The sequence below is a fragment of the Saccharothrix deserti genome, from assembly GCF_009769385.1.
GTDB lineage: Bacteria > Actinomycetota > Actinomycetes > Mycobacteriales > Pseudonocardiaceae > Actinosynnema > Actinosynnema deserti.
Genome location: NZ_VKAB01000008.1, coordinates 220036 through 236766, shown reverse-complemented (window position 1 = coordinate 236766; position 16731 = coordinate 220036). Strand labels below are relative to the sequence as shown.

Sequence of the window (16731 nt, the reverse complement as noted above, 5' to 3'; positions counted from 1 at the left end):
GCCACCCCTCTTCGCGTACCCGGCGAGCCTCGCCCGAACAGCCCAGTGCGACTGAGACAGTGGGAGCATGTCGGTGCTGCAAACGACTTCGCACGGTGTCGTGACGGACTCCGTCCGCCCGCCCGAGTTCTCCCGTGCCGAACGGGTGCGGGTGCTCACCATGACCGCCGCCGGGTCGGTGGTCATCGGCTACGCCGCCGTCGCCGCGCTGCTCGCGCTGATCTCCTCGACGGCCGCGCACGCGTCGTTCTCCACCACCGGTGTGCTCACCGCAGCCGCGCCCGGCTGGCTGGTCGCGCACCACGTGCCGCTGCGCTTCGACGGCGGGCAGCTCGGCATGCTGCCGTTGCTGCCGACGGCGCTGGTGATGCTGCTGGTGTACCGGGCGGCGGCGGGCGCGGCGGACCGGTTGGGGCTGTTCGAGCCGTTGCAGGCGCGGTCGGTGGTGTTCAGCATCGCCGGTGCGCACGCCGTGGTCGGCGGCATGATCGCGTTCCTGATGGGTGACGACGGCTCGGTCCGCGCCACGCCGGCGGTGGCGTTCTTCGGCTGTGCGGCGGTGTCCGGGGTGGCGGCGGTCGCGGGTGTCGCGCAGCGCTGCGGCCTGGTGGAGGTCGTGTTCGAGCGCGTCGACCCGGTGGCGCGGCGCGGGTTGCGCGCCGGTGCGCTGGCGTTGTTCGCGCTGACGGCGGCGGGTGCGTTGCTGCTGGCGTTGGGGCTGGCGTTCTCCTGGTCCACCACCGCCGTGCTGTTCGACCAGAGCGGCGGCACCATCGGCACCGGTCTCGGCATCTGGCTGCTGTGCCTGGCGTACCTGCCCAACGCGGTGGTCGGCGCGCTGTCGTACGTGGTGGGCGCCGGGTTCTCGATCGGCTCGGTGGTGGTCGGCCCGCTGGAGTTCACCGGCGGTCCGGTGCCCGCCGTGCCGCTGCTGGCGGCGTTGCCCGAGGAGCAGTTGAGCTACCTGCCGCTGGTGCTGGTGCTGCCGGGTGTGGTGGGCGTGCTGGTCGGGTTGTCGTTGCGCGACGCCGCCGAGACGCCCCGGTCGCGGGTGCGCGCGGTGCTGGTCGCGGCCGTCACGGCGGGGGTCGGCACGCTGGTGCTGGCCGCGATCGCCGGTGGCGCGCTGGGCGGTGGGGTGTTCAACCCGGTCACCATCCCGGCCGGGCTGCTGGCCGTGCTCACGTTCGGGTGGATCACCGTGCCGGGCGCGGTCGTGGCCTGGTTCTCCGGCCCCCGGCCGCCGCGCGTGGTCGAGACCGTCCCCGAGGACGAGGACGAGGACGTGGCCGAGGACACGGCCGAGGATCTGGCTGACGACGACGAGTACGACGACGAAGCCGAGTACGAAGAAGACGACGTGGAAGACGTCGAAGAGCTGGAAGAGGAAGCCGAAGAAGAGGACGAGGAGGAGTACGACCACGACCTCGACGAGTACGACGACCTCGAAGAGGAATTGGTCGAAGACCCCGGCGACGAGCCGGAACCGGAGTCCGGAGACGACTCCGACGAAGGGGACCAGGCCGACCCGGACCTGGCCGACAAGCCCCGGTAGGCAACGCCTAGGCTGCTCTTGAGCTGCTGTGACAGTCCCCAGCAAGGAGAGCACGCTGAGCGCCGCGACCACACTCCGGCTTCCCGTCCCCGCCAGGGTCGTCGTCCTCGTCTCCGGTTCCGGCACCCTGCTGCAGGCGTTGCTGGACGCGGCGGCCGACCCCGGATACCCGGTCGAGGTGGTCGCCGTCGGCGCGGACCGCGACGGCATCGAGGGCCTGAGCCGCGCCGAGCGCGCCGGCGTCCCCGGCTTCGCGGTGAAACTGCGCGACCACGCCGACCGCACCGCGTGGGACACCGCGCTGGCCGACGCCGTCGAGGCGCACAAACCCGACCTGGTGGTCTCCGCCGGGTTCATGAAAATCCTCGGACCCGCCTTCCTGGCCCGCTTCGGCGGCCGGATGGTCAACACCCACCCCGCGCTGCTGCCCGCCTTCCCCGGCGCGCACGGCGTCCGCGACGCCGTCGACTACGGCGTGAAGGTGACCGGTGCGACCGTGCACCTGGTGGACGGTGGTGTGGACACCGGGCCGATCCTGGCCCAGGAGGCGGTCGTCGTCGCCGATGACGACGACGTCGAAAGCCTGCACGAGCGCATCAAGGTGGTGGAGCGGCGGCTGCTGGTCGACGTGGTCGCCCGCCTGGCCCGCGAGGGCTGCACCGTGAACGGACGAAAGGTGAGCATTCCGTGACCACTCCTGCCGAGAGGCGACCGGTTCGTCGGGCCCTGATCGGGGTGTCCGACAAGTCGGGGCTGCTGGAACTGGCCACCGGCCTGCACGCGGCCGGAGTCGAGATCGTCTCCACCGGCGGCACGGCGCGCACGCTGGCCGACGCGGGTGTGCCGGTCACCCCGGTCGAGCAGGTCACCGGGTTCCCGGAGGCGCTGGACGGCCGGGTCAAGACGCTGCACCCCGGCGTGCACGCGGGTCTGCTCGCCGACACCCGGCGTGAGGCGCACCTGGAGACCCTGCGCGAGCTGGGCATCGAGCCGTTCGACCTGCTCGTGGTGAACCTGTACCCGTTCACCCAGACGGTGGCTTCGGGCGCGTCGGCGGACGAGTGCGTGGAGCAGATCGACATCGGCGGGCCGGCCATGGTGCGGGCGTCGGCGAAGAACCACGCCAGCGTGGCCGTCGTGGTGGACCCGGAGCGGTACTCGTGGGTGTTGGAGCAGGTCACGGCCGGTGGGTTCACCCTGGCCGACCGGCAGCGGTTGGCCGTGGACGCGTTCCGGCACACCGCGTCCTACGACGTGGCCGTGGCGTCTTGGCTGGGCAGTGCGGTCGCGCCGGACGACGAGGGCTCCGGCTTCCCCGGCTGGGTCGGCGCGACGTGGAACCGCAAGCAGGTGCTGCGGTACGGCGAGAACCCGCACCAGCGGGCGGCGCTGTACACGCAGGGTGACGGGCGTTCCGGGCTGGCCACGGCGTCGCAGCTGCACGGCAAGGAGATGTCCTACAACAACTTCGTCGACGCGGACGCCGCGTGGCGGGCGGCGTGGGACCACGAGCTGCCGTGCGTGGCGATCATCAAGCACGCCAACCCGTGCGGTATCGCGGTGTCCCGGGTGGACGGTCCCGGTGCGATCGCCGAGGCGCACCGCAACGCGCACGCGTGCGACCCGGTGAGCGCGTTCGGCGGGGTGATCGCGGCGAACCGCGAGGTCACCGTGGAGATGGCCGAGCAGGTCGCGGAGATCTTCACCGAGGTCGTCATCGCGCCGTCGTACGCCGACGGTGCGGTGGACGTGCTGACGCGCAAGAAGAACGTGCGCATCCTCGTGGCGCCGGAGCCGACGCGCGGTGGCGTCGAGATGCGTGCCGTGTCGGGCGGGCTGCTGCTCCAGACCTCGGACACCATCGAGGCGGACGGCGACGACCCGGCCAAGTGGACGTTGGCGTGCGGCAAGCCGTTGGACGAGCAGGGGCTGGCCGACCTCGCGTTCGCCTGGCGGGCGTGCCGGGCGGTGAAGTCGAACGCGATCCTGCTGGCGTCCGGCGGCGCGACCGTCGGTGCGGGCATGGGGCAGGTCAACCGGGTGGACGCGGCTCGGCTGGCGGTCGCCCGTGCGGGTGACCGCGCGCGGGGTTCGGTGGCCGCGTCGGACGCGTTCTTCCCGTTCCCGGACGGGCTCGAAGTGCTGCTGGAGGCCGGTGTGCGGGCGGTCGTGCAGCCCGGTGGGTCGGTCCGCGACGCCGAGGTGATCGCGGCGGCCGAGGCGGCGGGCGTGACGGTGTACCTGACCGGTACCCGGCACTTCGCGCACTAGGTTCTTCGCCGGTGTGGGGGCTCTTCGCCTGCGGGCGAGGAGCCCCCACGCTGCTTTTCCGGCGACCTACTTCGAGGTCAGCTCTTCGGCCGTCTTGCGCGCCACGGCTTCCGCGTCCGCGATCGGGAACTCGGAGTCGGTGAAGAAACCCTTGTCACGGCCCTGGTAGTGGATGTTCCACACCACCGCGCCCTTGCGGACCACCAGGGTCACCTCGGTCAGGTCGGTCGGGGAGGACGGGATGGAGATGATCGCCTCGTCGCCGAGGCCGTCGATGGTCTTGGCCTGCTGGCCGGCGGCCTCCGACGTGAAGCTGTCGTAGTTGCCCTCGGCCTGCCTGAGGTTGACGTCGTTCTTGGTGTTGAACTTGGTGAAGTCGTAGACGAGGAAGCTGAGCCTGCGCGGGTTGGGGCCGTCCTTGCCCTTGGTCTGCTCCCACGCGCAATGGCTCAGCTTCATGCCCTTCTCGGCCTCGGTGGGCGCCTGGATGAGGCGGAAGCTGCTGACGTGAGCCTGTGACCTCAGCTCGGCGCTCAGCTCGCACTGGGCGATCGGCTCGGCGCCGGGACCGCCGCCGGGGTCGTCGGTGTATTCGAGGTAGAAACTGCCGAAGACACTGGCCACCACCAGCAGGACCACCGCGATCAGGACCCCGATGACCAGCCCGGTCCGCTTCTTCTTGGGCGGCTGCTGAGGCCCGTACCCGCCGGGGTGCGCGAATCCGGGCTGCTGGTTCGCGGGCTGGGGCTGAGGCGGGCCGTACCCACCGGGCGGGCCGTACCCGCCCGGCTGCCCGGGGTGCTGAGGCCCCGCTTGCTGTGGACCGGCGGGCGGCGCGGCTTGCGGCGGCCCGGCTTGTGGCGGTCCGGCTTGCGGGGGCCCATAACCGGGCTGCTGCGGGTTCCCGAAGCCCGGCTGTTGCTGGGGCTGCTGGGGCCAGTGCTGAGGGTTCTGAGGTGCGTTCACGGTTCCCCCCCGTGTTGCCGGTCGGTGCGCGCGGAGCAGTCTGCCGGCCACCCGATCGGGAACGCCGACAGCATTGACACCGGGTGGCTCCTTCGGGATAAGATCACTCTGTCGTTCGAACACACGTTCGACAGACAGGTCGCTGACTTCCCACGGCGATCCGCGCACAGGGGTGCGCGCGGATCAGTGGGGAGGAGGGCGGGTGTCAAGGTCGGCAACGGCGACGCTGACCGCGCTCGGGGTAGGCGCGGCGGGCGAGCTGACCACGGCACTGGCCCGGACTCTGCCGGTTCGCGGGGAACTGGCAGAGCTCCTCCCGTGGGGCGGCCTGCGGCGGGGCAGCACGGTGTCGGTGCGCGGGTCGACATCGTTGCTGCTCGCGCTGCTGGCCGCGGCGACAGCGGAAGGGTGCTGGGCGGCCGTGGTGGGCCTGCCGCGGTGTGGGGCACTCGCGGCGGCCGAACTGGGGGTGGCCGTCCATCGGCTCGCTCTGGTCCCTCGTCCTGGGAGGGGCCAGAGCGAGGTCGAGAAGACCGTGGCGGCCCTCCTGGACGGCTTCGACCTGGTCGCGGTGGCCACGTCGGTAACCCGTGCGACCTCGCGCAAACTCATCGCCAGAGCCCGCCACCGCAAAGCGGTCCTGTTGCCGTTCGCGGTCCCGTGGCCAGGCGCCGACGTGGAACTGACGGCGACCCCAGGCCCGTGGACCGGCCTGAACGCAGGTCACGGCGTCCTGTCCACCAGAACCGTCACGGTCCGGGCGACGGGCCGAGGCGCAGCCGCAAGGCCGAGGCAAGCTCGCGTGCCCCTCCCGGGTGCCGGCGATGCGCCGACCCGGCGTCCCACTCTGATCCCCCTACCGGCACCCGCGCCGGCGTCCGCCCGGTCGCCGGCCGAGGCGGTGTGACCGGTGCTGTCCACCCACGAACGCCTGCTGAACCTTCCGAACCTGCCGACTCCGTCGAAGAGGTGAATCTCCTGTACACGCTTGCCGTCTGGTGTCCTGACTGGCCGGTGGTGGCGGCCTCCGCCGAGGCCTCGCTGCTGCCGCACGTGCCTGCTGCCGTCGTCAGATCGGGTGAAGTTGTTGCCTGTTCGGCGGTCGCGCGGGCGGAGGGGGTTCGGCGGCGGATGCGTCTGCGCCCGGCTCAGGGGCAGTGTCCCGAGTTGGCCGTCTTCGAGTACGACGAGGTGCGCGACGCCCGTCTTTTCGAGCCGGTCGCGGCGGCGGTGGAGGAGCTCGCGCCCGGGATCGAGGTGGTTCGACCCGGGCTGGTGGTCGTCGCGGCTCAAGGACCCGTCAGGTACTACAAGTCCGCCGAGCAGGCCGCCGAACGGCTGGTCGACCACGTCGCGGTTCGCGCCGGGGTCGAGGCGCAGGTCGGTTTCGCCGACGGGCTGTTCGCGGCGACCCTGGCCGCACACCGCGGGCTGATCGTGCCGCCCGGTGGGGCCGCCGAATTCCTCGCGCCGCTGGGTATCCACGAACTCGACCAACCCGCCGAGCACCGTGAGGACCGGACCGAACTGGTCGACCTCCTGCGCCGCCTCGGTCTGCGCACCCTCGGCGCGTTCGCCTCCATCCCCGAGCGGGACGTCGCCACCCGCTTCGGCCGCGCGGCCGTGCCGGCCCACCGGCTGGCCGCCGGGCTGGAGGAACGGCCCCGCTCACGTCGCCGGCCGCCACCCGAGCTGTCGGTCACCCGGCACCTCGACCCGCCGATCGACCGGGTCGACGCGGCGGCCTTCGCGGCCAAGAGCCTCGCCGAACGCCTGCACACGGGCCTCGCCGACCGCGGCCTCGCCTGCACCCGCCTCGGCATCCGCGCCACCACCGAGAACGGCGAGGAACTGCACCGGGTGTGGCGCTGCGCCGACCCGCTCACCCCGCAGGGCATCGCGGACCGGGTCCGCTGGCAGCTCGACGGCTGGCTCACCCGCGTCCGGCTCACCTCCGGCATCCACCAGCTCCGACTCGACCCCGAAGAGGTGGTCGACGCCACCGCCCTGCAACTGGGCCTGTGGCCGGGCGCCGGGCAGGACCAGGGCGAGGCGGCGGAACGGGCGGCGCGCGCGATGGTGCACGTCCAAGGCCTGCTCGGGCCGGACGCCGTGCTCACGCCGGTGCTCGGCGGCGGGCGTGGGCCGGTCGAACGGGTACGGCTGGTGCCGTGGGGCGACGAACGCACCCCGGCGGCGGACCCGGACCAGCCGTGGCCGGGGCAGCTGCCCGCGCCGTCGCCGGCGACGGTGTTCGCCGAACCCGAGCCCGTCGCGCTGCTCGACGAGTCGGGCGCGGACGTCGTGGTCACCGGCTACGCCGAGCTGGTCGTCCAACCGCACCGAATCGTGCACGCCGGTCGGGCGCGGCAGGTCGTGGCGTGGTCGGGGCCGTGGCCGGTGGACGAGCGCTGGTGGGACGAAGAGACCGCGATGCGCGGGGCGCGACTGCAAGTGCTGGGTACCGCGCCGGACGGTGAGGAACTGGCGTTCCTGCTGATCCGCGCGGGTGGGAAGTGGGCGGTGGAAGGGGTGTACGACTGATGAGCGGTGACTTTTCCTTTTCCGAGCAGGATCGTGGTGGCTCGGATCGTGGTGGCCTGGATAGCGGTGGTCTGGATAGTCGTGGTCTGGCCGATTGGCTGGAGGCCTGCGACGTTCCGGACCAGCGCGGTGGACCGGCCTACGTGGTGAGCTTCGGCTGGCTCCCGTCGCGACTGCCCCCGGCGCCGCTGATCCCGGCGCCTCGGCAGGCCGGCGACGACTTGCTCCGGGACGACCTGCGCTGATGGGTTGGAACAACCCGCCGGTCCGCTGGTCGGAGCTGGAGCGCGCGCTGTCGGGGCGCGCGTTGTCGAGGGACGCACCGGTCCCCGACGGCGGCGACAGCCCGGCGTGGACGCGTCAGCGCGAACGCTACGAGACGCCGCCCGACTTCGCGGTCAAGGTGGACGAGCTCGGCGCGACCCGCGCCCGCGTCCCGTACGTCGAACTGCACTGCCACTCCAACTTCAGCTTCCTCGACGGCGCGAGCCACCCGGAGGAGTTGGTGGAGGCGGCGCAGCAGCTCGGGCTGGACGGGGTGGCGTTGACCGACCACGACGGCATGTACGGCGTGGTGCGGTTCGCCGAGGCGGCCAAGGAACTGGGCGTGCGCACGGTGTTCGGCACCGAGCTGAGCCTCGGGCTGTCCGCACCGCAGAACGGGGAGCCCGACCCGGAGGGTGAGCACCTGCTCCTGCTGGCCACCAACCCCGACGGCTACCACGCGTTGTGCCGCACGATCACCACCGGCCAGCTCGCGGAGGGCAGCGAGAAAGGACGGCCGGTCTACCGGCTGGACCAGGTCGTCGCGGACACCCGTGACGACTGCGTCGTGCTCACCGGCTGCCGCAAGGGCGCGGTGCGCCGGGCGTTGACGCGGGAAGGGCCCGAGGCGGCGTTCGCGCAGCTGCGCCGGCTGGTCGACCTGTACGGCGCGGACCGGGTGTTCGTGGAGCTGACCGACCACGGCTATCCCGAGGACGGCCCGCGCAACGACCTGCTGTGGGGCATGGCCCACGACCTGGGGTTGCCGACCGTGGCGACGAACGCCGTGCACTACGCCGTGCCCGCGCGCGGCCGGTTGGCGGCGGCGATGGCGGCCGTGCGGGCGCGGCGCAGTCTGGACGAGATGACCGGCTGGCTGCCGCCCGGCCGCACCGCGTGCCTGCGGTCGGGGGAGGAGATGGCCCGCCGGTTCGCCCGGTTCCCCGGCGTGGTGCACCGCGCGGCCGTGCTCGGCACGCAGTGCCAGTTCGACCTGAAGCTCATCGCGCCGGAACTGCCGCCGTTCGACGTGCCGCCGGGAGAGGACGAGAACAGCCACCTCCGCAAGCTGACCTACGACGGCGCGGCCCGCCGTTACCGCTCGATCGGCGAGAACCCCAGGGCGTACCGGCAGATCGAGCACGAGCTGAAGATCATCGAGGAGCTGAGCTTCCCCGGCTACTTCCTCGTCGTGCACGACATCGTGGACTTCTGCCGCCGCAACAACATCCTCTGCCAGGGCCGCGGCTCGGCCGCGAACTCCGCGGTCTGCTACGCCCTCGGCATCACCAACGTCGACGCGGTCCGGTTCGACCTCCTCTTCGAGCGTTTCATCGCCCCGGCCCGCGACGGCCCACCCGATATCGACCTCGACATCGAGTCCGACCGCCGCGAGGAGGCCATCCAGTACGTCTACCGCAAGTACGGACGACGGCACGCCGCGCAGGTCGCGAACGTCATCAGCTACCGCGGCCGGTCGGCGATCCGGGACGTGGCGCGGGCGCTCGGCTACTCGGTCGGCCAGCAGGACGCGTGGAGCAAGCAGATCGACCGCTGGGGCCCACTGCGGTCCACAGTGGACGAAGACGGTATACCGCGCCCGGTGCTGGAGTTGGCCGCCGAGTTGGAGAACTTCCCGCGCCACCTGGGCATCCACTCCGGTGGCATGGTCATCTGCGACCGGCCGGTCAGCGAGGTGTGCCCGGTCGAGAAAGGCCGGATGGCCGACCGCACGGTGTTGCAGTGGGACAAGGACGATTGCGCCTCCATCGGGTTGGTCAAGTTCGACCTGCTCGGTCTGGGCATGCTCTCGGCTCTGCACTACGCCATCGACCTGGTGCGCGAGCACGAGGGCGTCGAGGTCGACATCGGCAACCTCGACCTGGCTGACGAAGGCGTCTACGAGATGTTGCAGCGCGCAGACTCCGTCGGTGTCTTCCAGGTGGAGAGCCGCGCCCAGATGGCCACCCTGCCCCGGCTCAAGCCGAGCACGTTCTACGACCTGGTGGTCGAGGTCGCCCTGATCCGCCCCGGCCCGATCCAGGGCGGCTCGGTCCACCCCTACATCCGCCGCCGTAATGGTCACGAGGAGTGGGACTACGACCACCCCCTGCTGGAGGGCGCGCTCAAGAAGACCTTCGGCGTGCCGCTGTTCCAAGAACAGCTCATGCAGATCGCCGTCGACGTGGCCGACTTCAGCCCCGCCGAGGCCGACGAACTGCGACGCGCCATGGGCGCCAAACGCTCCACGTACCGCATGGAACGCCTCCGTGATCGCTTCTACGAAGGTGTCAAGGCCAACGGCATCGGTCAGGAACTGGCCGAGAAGATCTACGCGAAGCTGTTGGCGTTCGCCAACTTCGGCTTCCCGGAAAGCCACGCGCTCAGCTTCGCGCACCTCGTGTTCGTCAGCGCCTGGTTCAAGCTCTACCACCCGGCTGCGTTCTGCGCGGCGCTGCTGCGTGCTCAGCCCATGGGCTTCTACTCCCCTCAGTCGTTGGTTGCGGACGCCCGCCGTCACGGCGTGCGCGTGCTCGGTCCTGATGTCAACGCCAGCCTCCCGCACGCCACCCTCGAACTGGTCGACGGCGAGGTGGGTGGCGCCCAAGCCGTGCGCATCGGCCTGGGCGGTATCCGGACCATCGGCCAGAAGGTTGCCGAAAGCGTTGTCGCGCAACGGGAAGCGGGCGGCCCGTTCCGGGACATGGCGGACTTCGGCGCCCGAGTCCGCCTGACCACCGCACAGGTCGAGGCCATGGCCACCGCCGGCGCGCTCGGCTGTTTCGGGCTGGACCGGCGCGCCGCGCTGTGGTCGGCGGGAGCCGTGGCGAAGATCCGCCCCGACCGCCTGCCCGGCACCGTGGTCGGCACCGGTGCCCCCGCCCTGCCCGGTATGGACGAGGTCGAACTCGCCGTCGCCGACGTCTGGGCGATGGGCCTGTCCCCGAACAGCTTCCCGACCGAGTTCGTGCGCGACCGCCTTACTGCTTTGGGTGCCTTGGCCACCGCCGACTTGGCCGAGGTGCCCAACGGCACCAGGGTGCTGATCGGTGGTGCCGTCACCCACCGCCAACGCCCCGGCACCGCGGGCGGTGTCACGTTCCTCAACATCGAGGACGAGACCGGCATGGTCAACGTCGTGTGCACGACGGGCCTGTGGGCCCGCTACCGCCGGGTCGCCCGGACTAGTCCCGCGCTGCTGGTTCGAGGGGTGGTCGAGTCGGCGGAAGGCGTGATCAGCATCCGTGCGGAACGGCTGCAACACCTGGACCTGCGGATTCCTTCCCGGTCCCGGGATTTCCGGTGAGCTGTGGGGTGGTGGGCGGGTTCAGGGTGGTTTAGGCCTGGGGTCCAGTCCGGCTCGATTTGACATGGGGCCCTTACGGGCACCGGAGGCAGGCCGCAGCCGGCAGGCTTGGCGGAAAGAGCGCCCGCCAAGCCTGCCGGCTCCGACCAGCCTATGGCACCCGAACCCATGTCAAATCGAGCCTCGTCGGCCACCGCCGGATTGCGGTGGGGCGAGGTGGGTTCGGTGGCCTCGTCGGTCGCCGGCGGTTAGGTCGGGTATTCCTTGAGGCAGTGGGCGTGCGGTGGGTTCGGCAGACCGGTGGTTAGGGGGTGGTTATGGGGTTTCTGTTTTTGTGTAGGTGGTGAAGACGACGCCGGTGTCGAAGGTTCTGGTTGTGGCCTTGGCGAAGCGGGTTGTGGGGAATTCGCCGGCGAATAGGGGGATGCCCTTGCCCAACACGATCGGGTGGACTTTGAGGATCAGTTCGTCGATCTCGGGTAGCAGGGTGGCGGCTAGTCTGCCGCCGCCGCACAGCCAGATGCCCAGGCCTGGCTCGGCTTTCAGTTCGCGGACCTTGGCCACGGGATCTGCGATCACCTCGACGTCGACCGGTGTGGTGCTGAGTCTGGTCGACACTACGTATTGGCGTAGATGTGGATAGGGGCTCGGTATGCCGCCTGGGACTTGATAGGTCGCGCGGCCCATCAGGATCGTGTCGAAGTTGTGGTTCGGTGCGTCGATGCCCATGGCCTCGCGCGCCTGCGCGGGGAGGGTGTCGGGGTACTCCTCGAAGATGGCCGTCATGTGGTCGCCTTCGAACAGGAAATCGCTGAAGCCGCCCTTCGGGTCGGCGATGAAGCCGTCGAGCGAGGTGGCGACGAAGTAGGTCAGGTTTCGCATCGGAATCTCCTTTTGTGTGTGACCACTCTGACTGTAGTACTATGGTTGGAGTGGTTGTCAAGGAGGGATCATGAGGAGTAACCCGACCAGGCGAACGGCGCTGGTCAACGCGGCCATCGAAGTGCTGGCGAGAGAGGGCGCCCGGGGTCTGACGTTCCGCGCGGTGGACAAGGAGGCGGGGGTGCCCAGCGGCACCGCGTCCAACTACTTCGCCAACCGTGACGAGCTGTTGCGGCAGGTCGGTGAGCACATCCACGTCCGGCTCGCGCCGAGTGCGCAGCGGTTGGCGAAGACGATGGCCGCGCCGCCGGACAAGAGCCTCGTGGAGCGGCTGCTGCGGGAGCTCCTGGAGCGGCTCGAGGTCGACCGGACGGGTTACCTGGCGCTGCTGGAGCTGCGGCTGGAGGCCACTCGGCGGCCGGAGTTGCAGGCCGCGTTGACCAAGACGATCCGTGAGAACTTGGAGAGGGACGTTCGCTTCCACCTGGACGCGGGCCTGCCCGGCGACCGGACCACGGTGGTGTCGCTCTACCTGGCGATGAGCGGGTTGATGGTCGAGCACCTGACCCTGCCGGACGTGCTGCCGGAGGAGGAGATGACGAACTTGATCACGGCGTTGGTCGACCGTGCGTAGGTCTGGGGCGCTCCGCCCCAGACCTACGTGGGTCTAGCGGTCCAGCGGGCCGCCGATGATGGTCATCGCGACCCCGATCACGGCGAACCCCAAACCCGAGTACAACAACGCGTCCACGCTGCGACTGCGGATCGCGATCAGCCCTGCCTGTTCGTCGGTCACCAGCACCCGCAGCACCGCCGCGACCAGCAGCGCGATGCCGATCAGCACCGCGCCCTGTCGCCAGTGGTACTGCACGATCCGCAGGAGGCCGACCCCGACGACACCGAGCACCAGCGCGAACGGCAGGTGTCGACCTGCTGCGGACCGCCAGCGCTGTTCCGGCAACAACTCCACCGCTTCCGCCTTCAGGCCGTCGCCACAGTGCGCTCGGCTGCCTCGACCGTGTTGGTCAGCAGCATCGCAATGGTCATCGGACCCGCGCCACCCGGAATGGGTGCGAGGAACCCCGCCACCTCGGCCACGGACGGGTGCACGTCGCCAACCAGACCTGCTTCGGTCCGGGTGATGCCGACGTCGACCACGGCCGCGCCGGGCTTCACCATGTCCGCCGTGATCAGGCCGGGGCTGCCCGCGCCCGCGATCACGATGTCCGCCCGCCGCACCTCGGCGGCCAGGTCCTTGGTGCCGGTGTGGCACAACGTCACGGTGGCGTTCTCGGTGCGCCGGGTCAGCAGCAGCCCGATCGGCCGGCCGACCGTCACACCGCGACCGACCACGGTCACGTTCGCCCCGGCGATCGGCACGTCGTAGCGGCGCAGCAGCTCCACCACGCCGCGCGGCGTGGCGGGCAGCGGGCCTTCGTCACCGAGCACCAGTTTGCCCAGGTTGACGGGGTGCAGCCCGTCGCCGTCCTTGCGCGGGTCGATGCGCTCCAGGATCGGGTTCGGGTCGAGGTGCTTGGGCAGCGGCAGCTGCACGATGTACGCGGTGCACGCCGGGTCGGCGTTCAGCTCGTCGATGACCTCTTCGAGCTGTTCCTGCGTGATGTCCGCGGGCAGGTCGCGGCGGATCGACGTGATGCCGACCTTCGCGCACGCCAGGTGCTTGCCCCGGACGTACGAGTGCGAGCCCGGGTCGTCGCCGACCAGCACGGTGGCCAGCCCCGGCGTCACCCCCCGCTCGCCCAACGCGGCGACACGCGCGCGCAGGTCTTCGAAGATCGCGTCCCGGGTGGCCCTGCCGTTGAGGATCGTCGCAGTCACGTGCCTCATCCTCTCATCACCGCCGTCCGGGCTGCTCATCACCGTCGTCGGGGACGGGCGGCGACCACCACCGCGAGCAGCGCCAACGCCGTGCCGACCACGGTCACCGCGGACAGCTGCTCACCCTCGGCGGGAGCGACGACGTCCACGGCGAGCGCGCCGACCAGCTGGCCGGCCACCTGGCACAGCCCCACCAGCAGCACACCGAGCCAGCGCACCGCCAGCACGGCCGTGCCGATGGTCACGATCCCGAGCACGCCGCCCGCGTAGAACCACGGTTCGGCCGGCGCAGTGGACGGCAACCCGCGCACCGCCACGTCCACCGCGCACACGACGAGCAGCACGGCCGTCCCGGTGCTGAAGTTCACCAACGTGGTCACGCGCGTGCTCTGCGCCGCCTCACGCACCAGCCCGTTCACCGCCTGCTGCCAGCCCAGACCGATCCCGGCCGCGGCCGGCAGCAACGCCAGCCACAGCGCGGACGGGTCGCCGATCTCGTCCGACACGGCCACCGCGACCGCCACCACGGCCAACCCCGCACCCGCCACGCGCGGCACGGTCAACGTCACCCGACCGGCCGGACCGAGTCCCGCCCGGTCCACCAGCAGGCTGCTCACCGCCTGCGCGCCGACCCCGGCCACGGTGAACACCGCCACGCCCAGCGCCGCGACCGTCAACCCCTGCGTGGACACGAAGAACGCGCCGCAAGCCCCGCCGATGCACTGCCACCAGCGGATCCGCCCGGCACGCAGCGACGCCCGCAGCCGAGCCAGCCCCGCACGCCCCGAAGCCGTCGTCGGCACGCCCAACAACAACAAGGCCAACCCGCCGCCGAACGACACCAACGCGGCCAGGAACCCGTCACCGAACACGTGCCCCAGCTCGCCGTTCAACCGCCCCTGAACGGCCAGGAACGCCCCGCCCACGAACGCGATCAGCGCACCGAAGAGCCGAACCCCGTCACTCAACCGGAGCAGCCTTCCGGTCGCGCACCCGACTCGCCAGGAACGCGCCGAGCAGTGCCGCCGCCGTGCTCGCACCGGCCGCCGCGGCCGGTCCGAAGTGGTCCAGCAGCGTCCCGGCCAACGGCAGCGCCAACGCCGAACCCGCCGTGGTGAACGTGCCCATCCAGCCGAACGCCTCGGCCTTGCGGTCGTCCGGCGCGAGCCCGCTGATCCGCTGGTTGCCGGCCGCGATGGCCGGCGCGATCGCCATCCCGCCCACCCCCAGCACCAGGCCGATCAACCACACCGACGACGGTTCCAGCACCGGCGGCAGCACCAGCACCAGCGGCGCGACACCGAGCGCCATCAACATCATCCGCCGGGTGAACCGGGCCGGCCCGCTGAGGCCGCCCGCGATCAGCCCGCCGACCGTCGACCCGATGCCCCACACCGCCGCCAGCACACCGGCGATCGCGGGCGTGCCCAGGTCACGCGCCCACGCGATGATCACCATGTCGATCGACACCAGCGACGCCACCATGCACAGCGCCGTCACCAGCGCCAGGACCAGCGAACCGTCACGCAGCAACGTCCGCCCGGCGCCCTTGGTCGTGCGCCCCACCGGCTGGTCCAGACCCGCTCGCCGCAGCGCACCACCGAACCCGATCGCGCCGAACACCGCCAGCGCACCGCACAGCCACAGCGCGACCTGCGCGTTCCACACCGCCACCACGGTCGCGGCCAACGCCGGGCCGACGATGTACATGACCTCCTGCATGGACGCCTCGACCGTGAACACCGCCGACTGCGCCGTACCCGTCGCCAGCCGGGGGAAACCCGCCCTGCTCATCGCCGTCACCGGTGGCGTGCTCAACCCCGTCAGGAACGCCACCACCGCCGCCAACGGCCACATCGAGCTGGGCACCACGGCCGGCAGCAGACCCAACACCGCGATGCCCACGCCGTAACCCGAAGCCGTGACCAGCAGTAATCGCCCGGCCGGACTGCGGTCCGCGGCACGACCGCGCACCGGCCCCGCCACACCCATGCCCAACGTCAACGCGCCGCCGACCACACCCGCCAACGCGTACGACCCCGTCCACCCGGCTATCAGGAACGACACCGCCAACGGCGTCGCGGGCAGGTGGATGCGGCCCACCATCGACCACAGCAGCAGCCAGGGCAGGTGGGGTATCGCGGCGAGTTCCCGGTACGGACGGAGCACGGTGACACTCTGCCCGCACCCCCCCCGACAATCCGGTGCCGAATATCCACGGGAACCCGCGGGCCTCGATTAGCGTCAGCACCTCTGGATGGCGCATACGAGGGGACAGCTGTGACCGATCCGACAGGACGACGGGCCGAGCTGGAGGCGCGGAACGCGGCCATGCGCGAGCAGGTCGACTCCCTCTTGGCCGAGCTGCAGAAGAAGACCGCCGAACTGCGCGAGACCCAGGCCCAGGCCATGGCGATCACGGCGACCGCGGTGTCCAAGGACGGATCCGTCCGCGCCACCGTCGACTCCGCCGGCGCGTTGACGTCCCTGGAGTTCTCCCCGAACGCCTTCGAGCGCTCCACGCCGGACAAGCTGGCCCGGCTCGCCACCGAGACCGTGCAGCAGGCCATCGCCAAGGCGCGGACCGAGCTGAACGAGGTGCTGGCGCCGGCGCAGCAGGGCGCGAGCATCGACCTGTCGGAGATGCTGCCCGGCGTGCCGTCGCTGGCCGATCTCATCCCCAAACCGCCCGTCGTGCCGCAGCCGTCGGCGCAGCCGCGGCGGCCCGCTCCTCCCTCGGACGATGACGACACCGGCAGCATCATGGACAGGAGTGGTTGGTGAGCGGGTTCGATGTCAGCGTGCCCGGCCTGCGTCGCGGCGCGGGCCAGTTCGGAACGGCGGGCGACTCGCTCGACGGCGTGATGCAGGCGTTGAACTCGGCGTTACAGGCCGAGGGGCAGTGCTGGGGTGGCGACGAGTCCGGTCAGGCGTTCGCCAAGGAGTACGTGCCGAACTCCCAGGCGACGTTGGAGGCCTTCAAGAACCTCGCGAAGGCTCTTGACGACATCCGCGTCGGCGTGGAGCAGACCGCCGACGCGTACGACGGGTCCGACCAGGGCAACGCGACCGGGATCTCCCGGACTTACTGAGGGGCACTGCG

Annotated in this window: 16 protein-coding genes; 10 read left to right on the top strand and 6 right to left on the bottom strand. The window is 71.1% G+C overall.

The annotated features are described in order from the left end of the window. The first annotated feature begins 67 nt into the window (after window positions 1-67). The 3 genes from FM051_RS18380 to purH are packed head-to-tail and all read left to right on the top strand — an operon-like array spanning window position 68 to window position 3826. Entirely contained in the window at window positions 68-1555 is a 1488-nt protein-coding gene (locus FM051_RS18380; RefSeq protein WP_158844632.1) for a cell division protein PerM, read from the top strand. Between the two features lie 55 nt (window positions 1556-1610). Continuing rightward, a complete protein-coding gene (gene purN / locus FM051_RS18375; protein ID WP_158845346.1) occupies window positions 1611-2246 on the top strand; it encodes a phosphoribosylglycinamide formyltransferase in 636 nt (211 codons plus the stop codon). Continuing rightward, window positions 2243-3826 (top strand): bifunctional phosphoribosylaminoimidazolecarboxamide formyltransferase/IMP cyclohydrolase, encoded by a 1584-nt coding sequence (gene purH / locus FM051_RS18370; protein WP_158844629.1) that lies wholly within the window; start codon window positions 2243-2245, stop codon window positions 3824-3826. The genes purN and purH overlap by 4 nt, the downstream gene beginning before the upstream one ends. A 66-nt stretch (window positions 3827-3892) precedes the next feature. On the opposite strand, the gene FM051_RS18365 is transcribed toward purH, so the two are convergent. Continuing rightward, window positions 3893-4792: a hypothetical protein gene (locus tag FM051_RS18365; protein ID WP_158844626.1), complete on the bottom strand. Its 900-nt coding sequence runs from the start codon at window positions 4790-4792 to the stop codon at window positions 3893-3895. A gap of 202 nt (window positions 4793-4994) precedes the next feature. On the opposite strand from FM051_RS18365, the gene FM051_RS18360 reads away from it, so the two are divergent. The 4 genes from FM051_RS18360 (at window position 4995) to FM051_RS18345 (ending at window position 10907) form a co-directional block, all read left to right on the top strand. Then, window positions 4995-5699, top strand: a complete 705-nt coding sequence (locus FM051_RS18360) for a hypothetical protein (protein ID WP_158844623.1) — start codon at window positions 4995-4997, stop codon at window positions 5697-5699. 62 nt (window positions 5700-5761) lie between these two features. Continuing rightward, complete coding sequence (locus FM051_RS18355) at window positions 5762-7336, top strand: DNA polymerase Y family protein (RefSeq protein ID WP_158844620.1); 1575 nt, start codon at window positions 5762-5764, stop codon at window positions 7334-7336. Then, a complete protein-coding gene (locus FM051_RS18350; protein WP_238412476.1) occupies window positions 7336-7581 on the top strand; it encodes a hypothetical protein in 246 nt (81 codons plus the stop codon). The genes FM051_RS18355 and FM051_RS18350 overlap by 1 nt, the downstream gene beginning before the upstream one ends. Next, window positions 7581-10907: an error-prone DNA polymerase gene (locus tag FM051_RS18345; protein WP_158844617.1), complete on the top strand. Its 3327-nt coding sequence runs from the start codon at window positions 7581-7583 to the stop codon at window positions 10905-10907. Before FM051_RS18350 ends, FM051_RS18345 begins: the two co-directional genes overlap by 1 nt. Window positions 10908-11222: 315 nt before the next feature. Here the strand turns inward: FM051_RS18345 and FM051_RS18340 are convergent, their stop codons facing one another. Next, on the bottom strand, window positions 11223-11789 hold the full coding sequence (locus tag FM051_RS18340; RefSeq protein WP_158844614.1) for a dihydrofolate reductase family protein: 567 nt from the start codon (window positions 11787-11789) through the stop codon (window positions 11223-11225). A gap of 70 nt (window positions 11790-11859) precedes the next feature. Between FM051_RS18340 and FM051_RS18335 the strand changes: the two genes are divergently transcribed. Beyond that, complete coding sequence (locus FM051_RS18335) at window positions 11860-12423, top strand: TetR/AcrR family transcriptional regulator (protein WP_158844612.1); 564 nt, start codon at window positions 11860-11862, stop codon at window positions 12421-12423. A gap of 33 nt (window positions 12424-12456) precedes the next feature. Here the strand turns inward: FM051_RS18335 and FM051_RS18330 are convergent, their stop codons facing one another. From FM051_RS18330 to FM051_RS18315, 4 genes are read right to left on the bottom strand one after another with little or no spacing between them, the layout of a single operon-like run. Continuing rightward, a complete protein-coding gene (locus tag FM051_RS18330) occupies window positions 12457-12750 on the bottom strand; it encodes a DUF3017 domain-containing protein (protein WP_158845341.1) in 294 nt (97 codons plus the stop codon). A gap of 20 nt (window positions 12751-12770) precedes the next feature. Next, window positions 12771-13628 carry a bifunctional methylenetetrahydrofolate dehydrogenase/methenyltetrahydrofolate cyclohydrolase gene (locus FM051_RS18325; RefSeq protein WP_202918903.1) on the bottom strand — a complete coding sequence of 286 codons (858 nt, stop codon included), beginning with the start codon at window positions 13626-13628 and terminating at the stop codon, window positions 12771-12773. Between the two features lie 38 nt (window positions 13629-13666). Then, window positions 13667-14596 carry a DMT family transporter gene (locus tag FM051_RS18320; RefSeq protein ID WP_238412475.1) on the bottom strand — a complete coding sequence of 310 codons (930 nt, stop codon included), beginning with the start codon at window positions 14594-14596 and terminating at the stop codon, window positions 13667-13669. Then, on the bottom strand, window positions 14589-15797 hold the full coding sequence (locus tag FM051_RS18315) for an MFS transporter (protein WP_238412474.1): 1209 nt from the start codon (window positions 15795-15797) through the stop codon (window positions 14589-14591). The genes FM051_RS18320 and FM051_RS18315 overlap by 8 nt, the downstream gene beginning before the upstream one ends. A 111-nt stretch (window positions 15798-15908) precedes the next feature. Here FM051_RS18315 and FM051_RS18310 point away from each other — a divergent pair, with 111 nt between their 5' ends. Then, window positions 15909-16412 (top strand): YbaB/EbfC family nucleoid-associated protein, encoded by a 504-nt coding sequence (locus FM051_RS18310; RefSeq protein ID WP_158844606.1) that lies wholly within the window; start codon window positions 15909-15911, stop codon window positions 16410-16412. Further along, window positions 16409-16720 (top strand): WXG100 family type VII secretion target, encoded by a 312-nt coding sequence (locus FM051_RS18305; protein ID WP_238412473.1) that lies wholly within the window; start codon window positions 16409-16411, stop codon window positions 16718-16720. The genes FM051_RS18310 and FM051_RS18305 overlap by 4 nt, the downstream gene beginning before the upstream one ends. Window positions 16721-16731 lie beyond the last annotated feature (11 nt).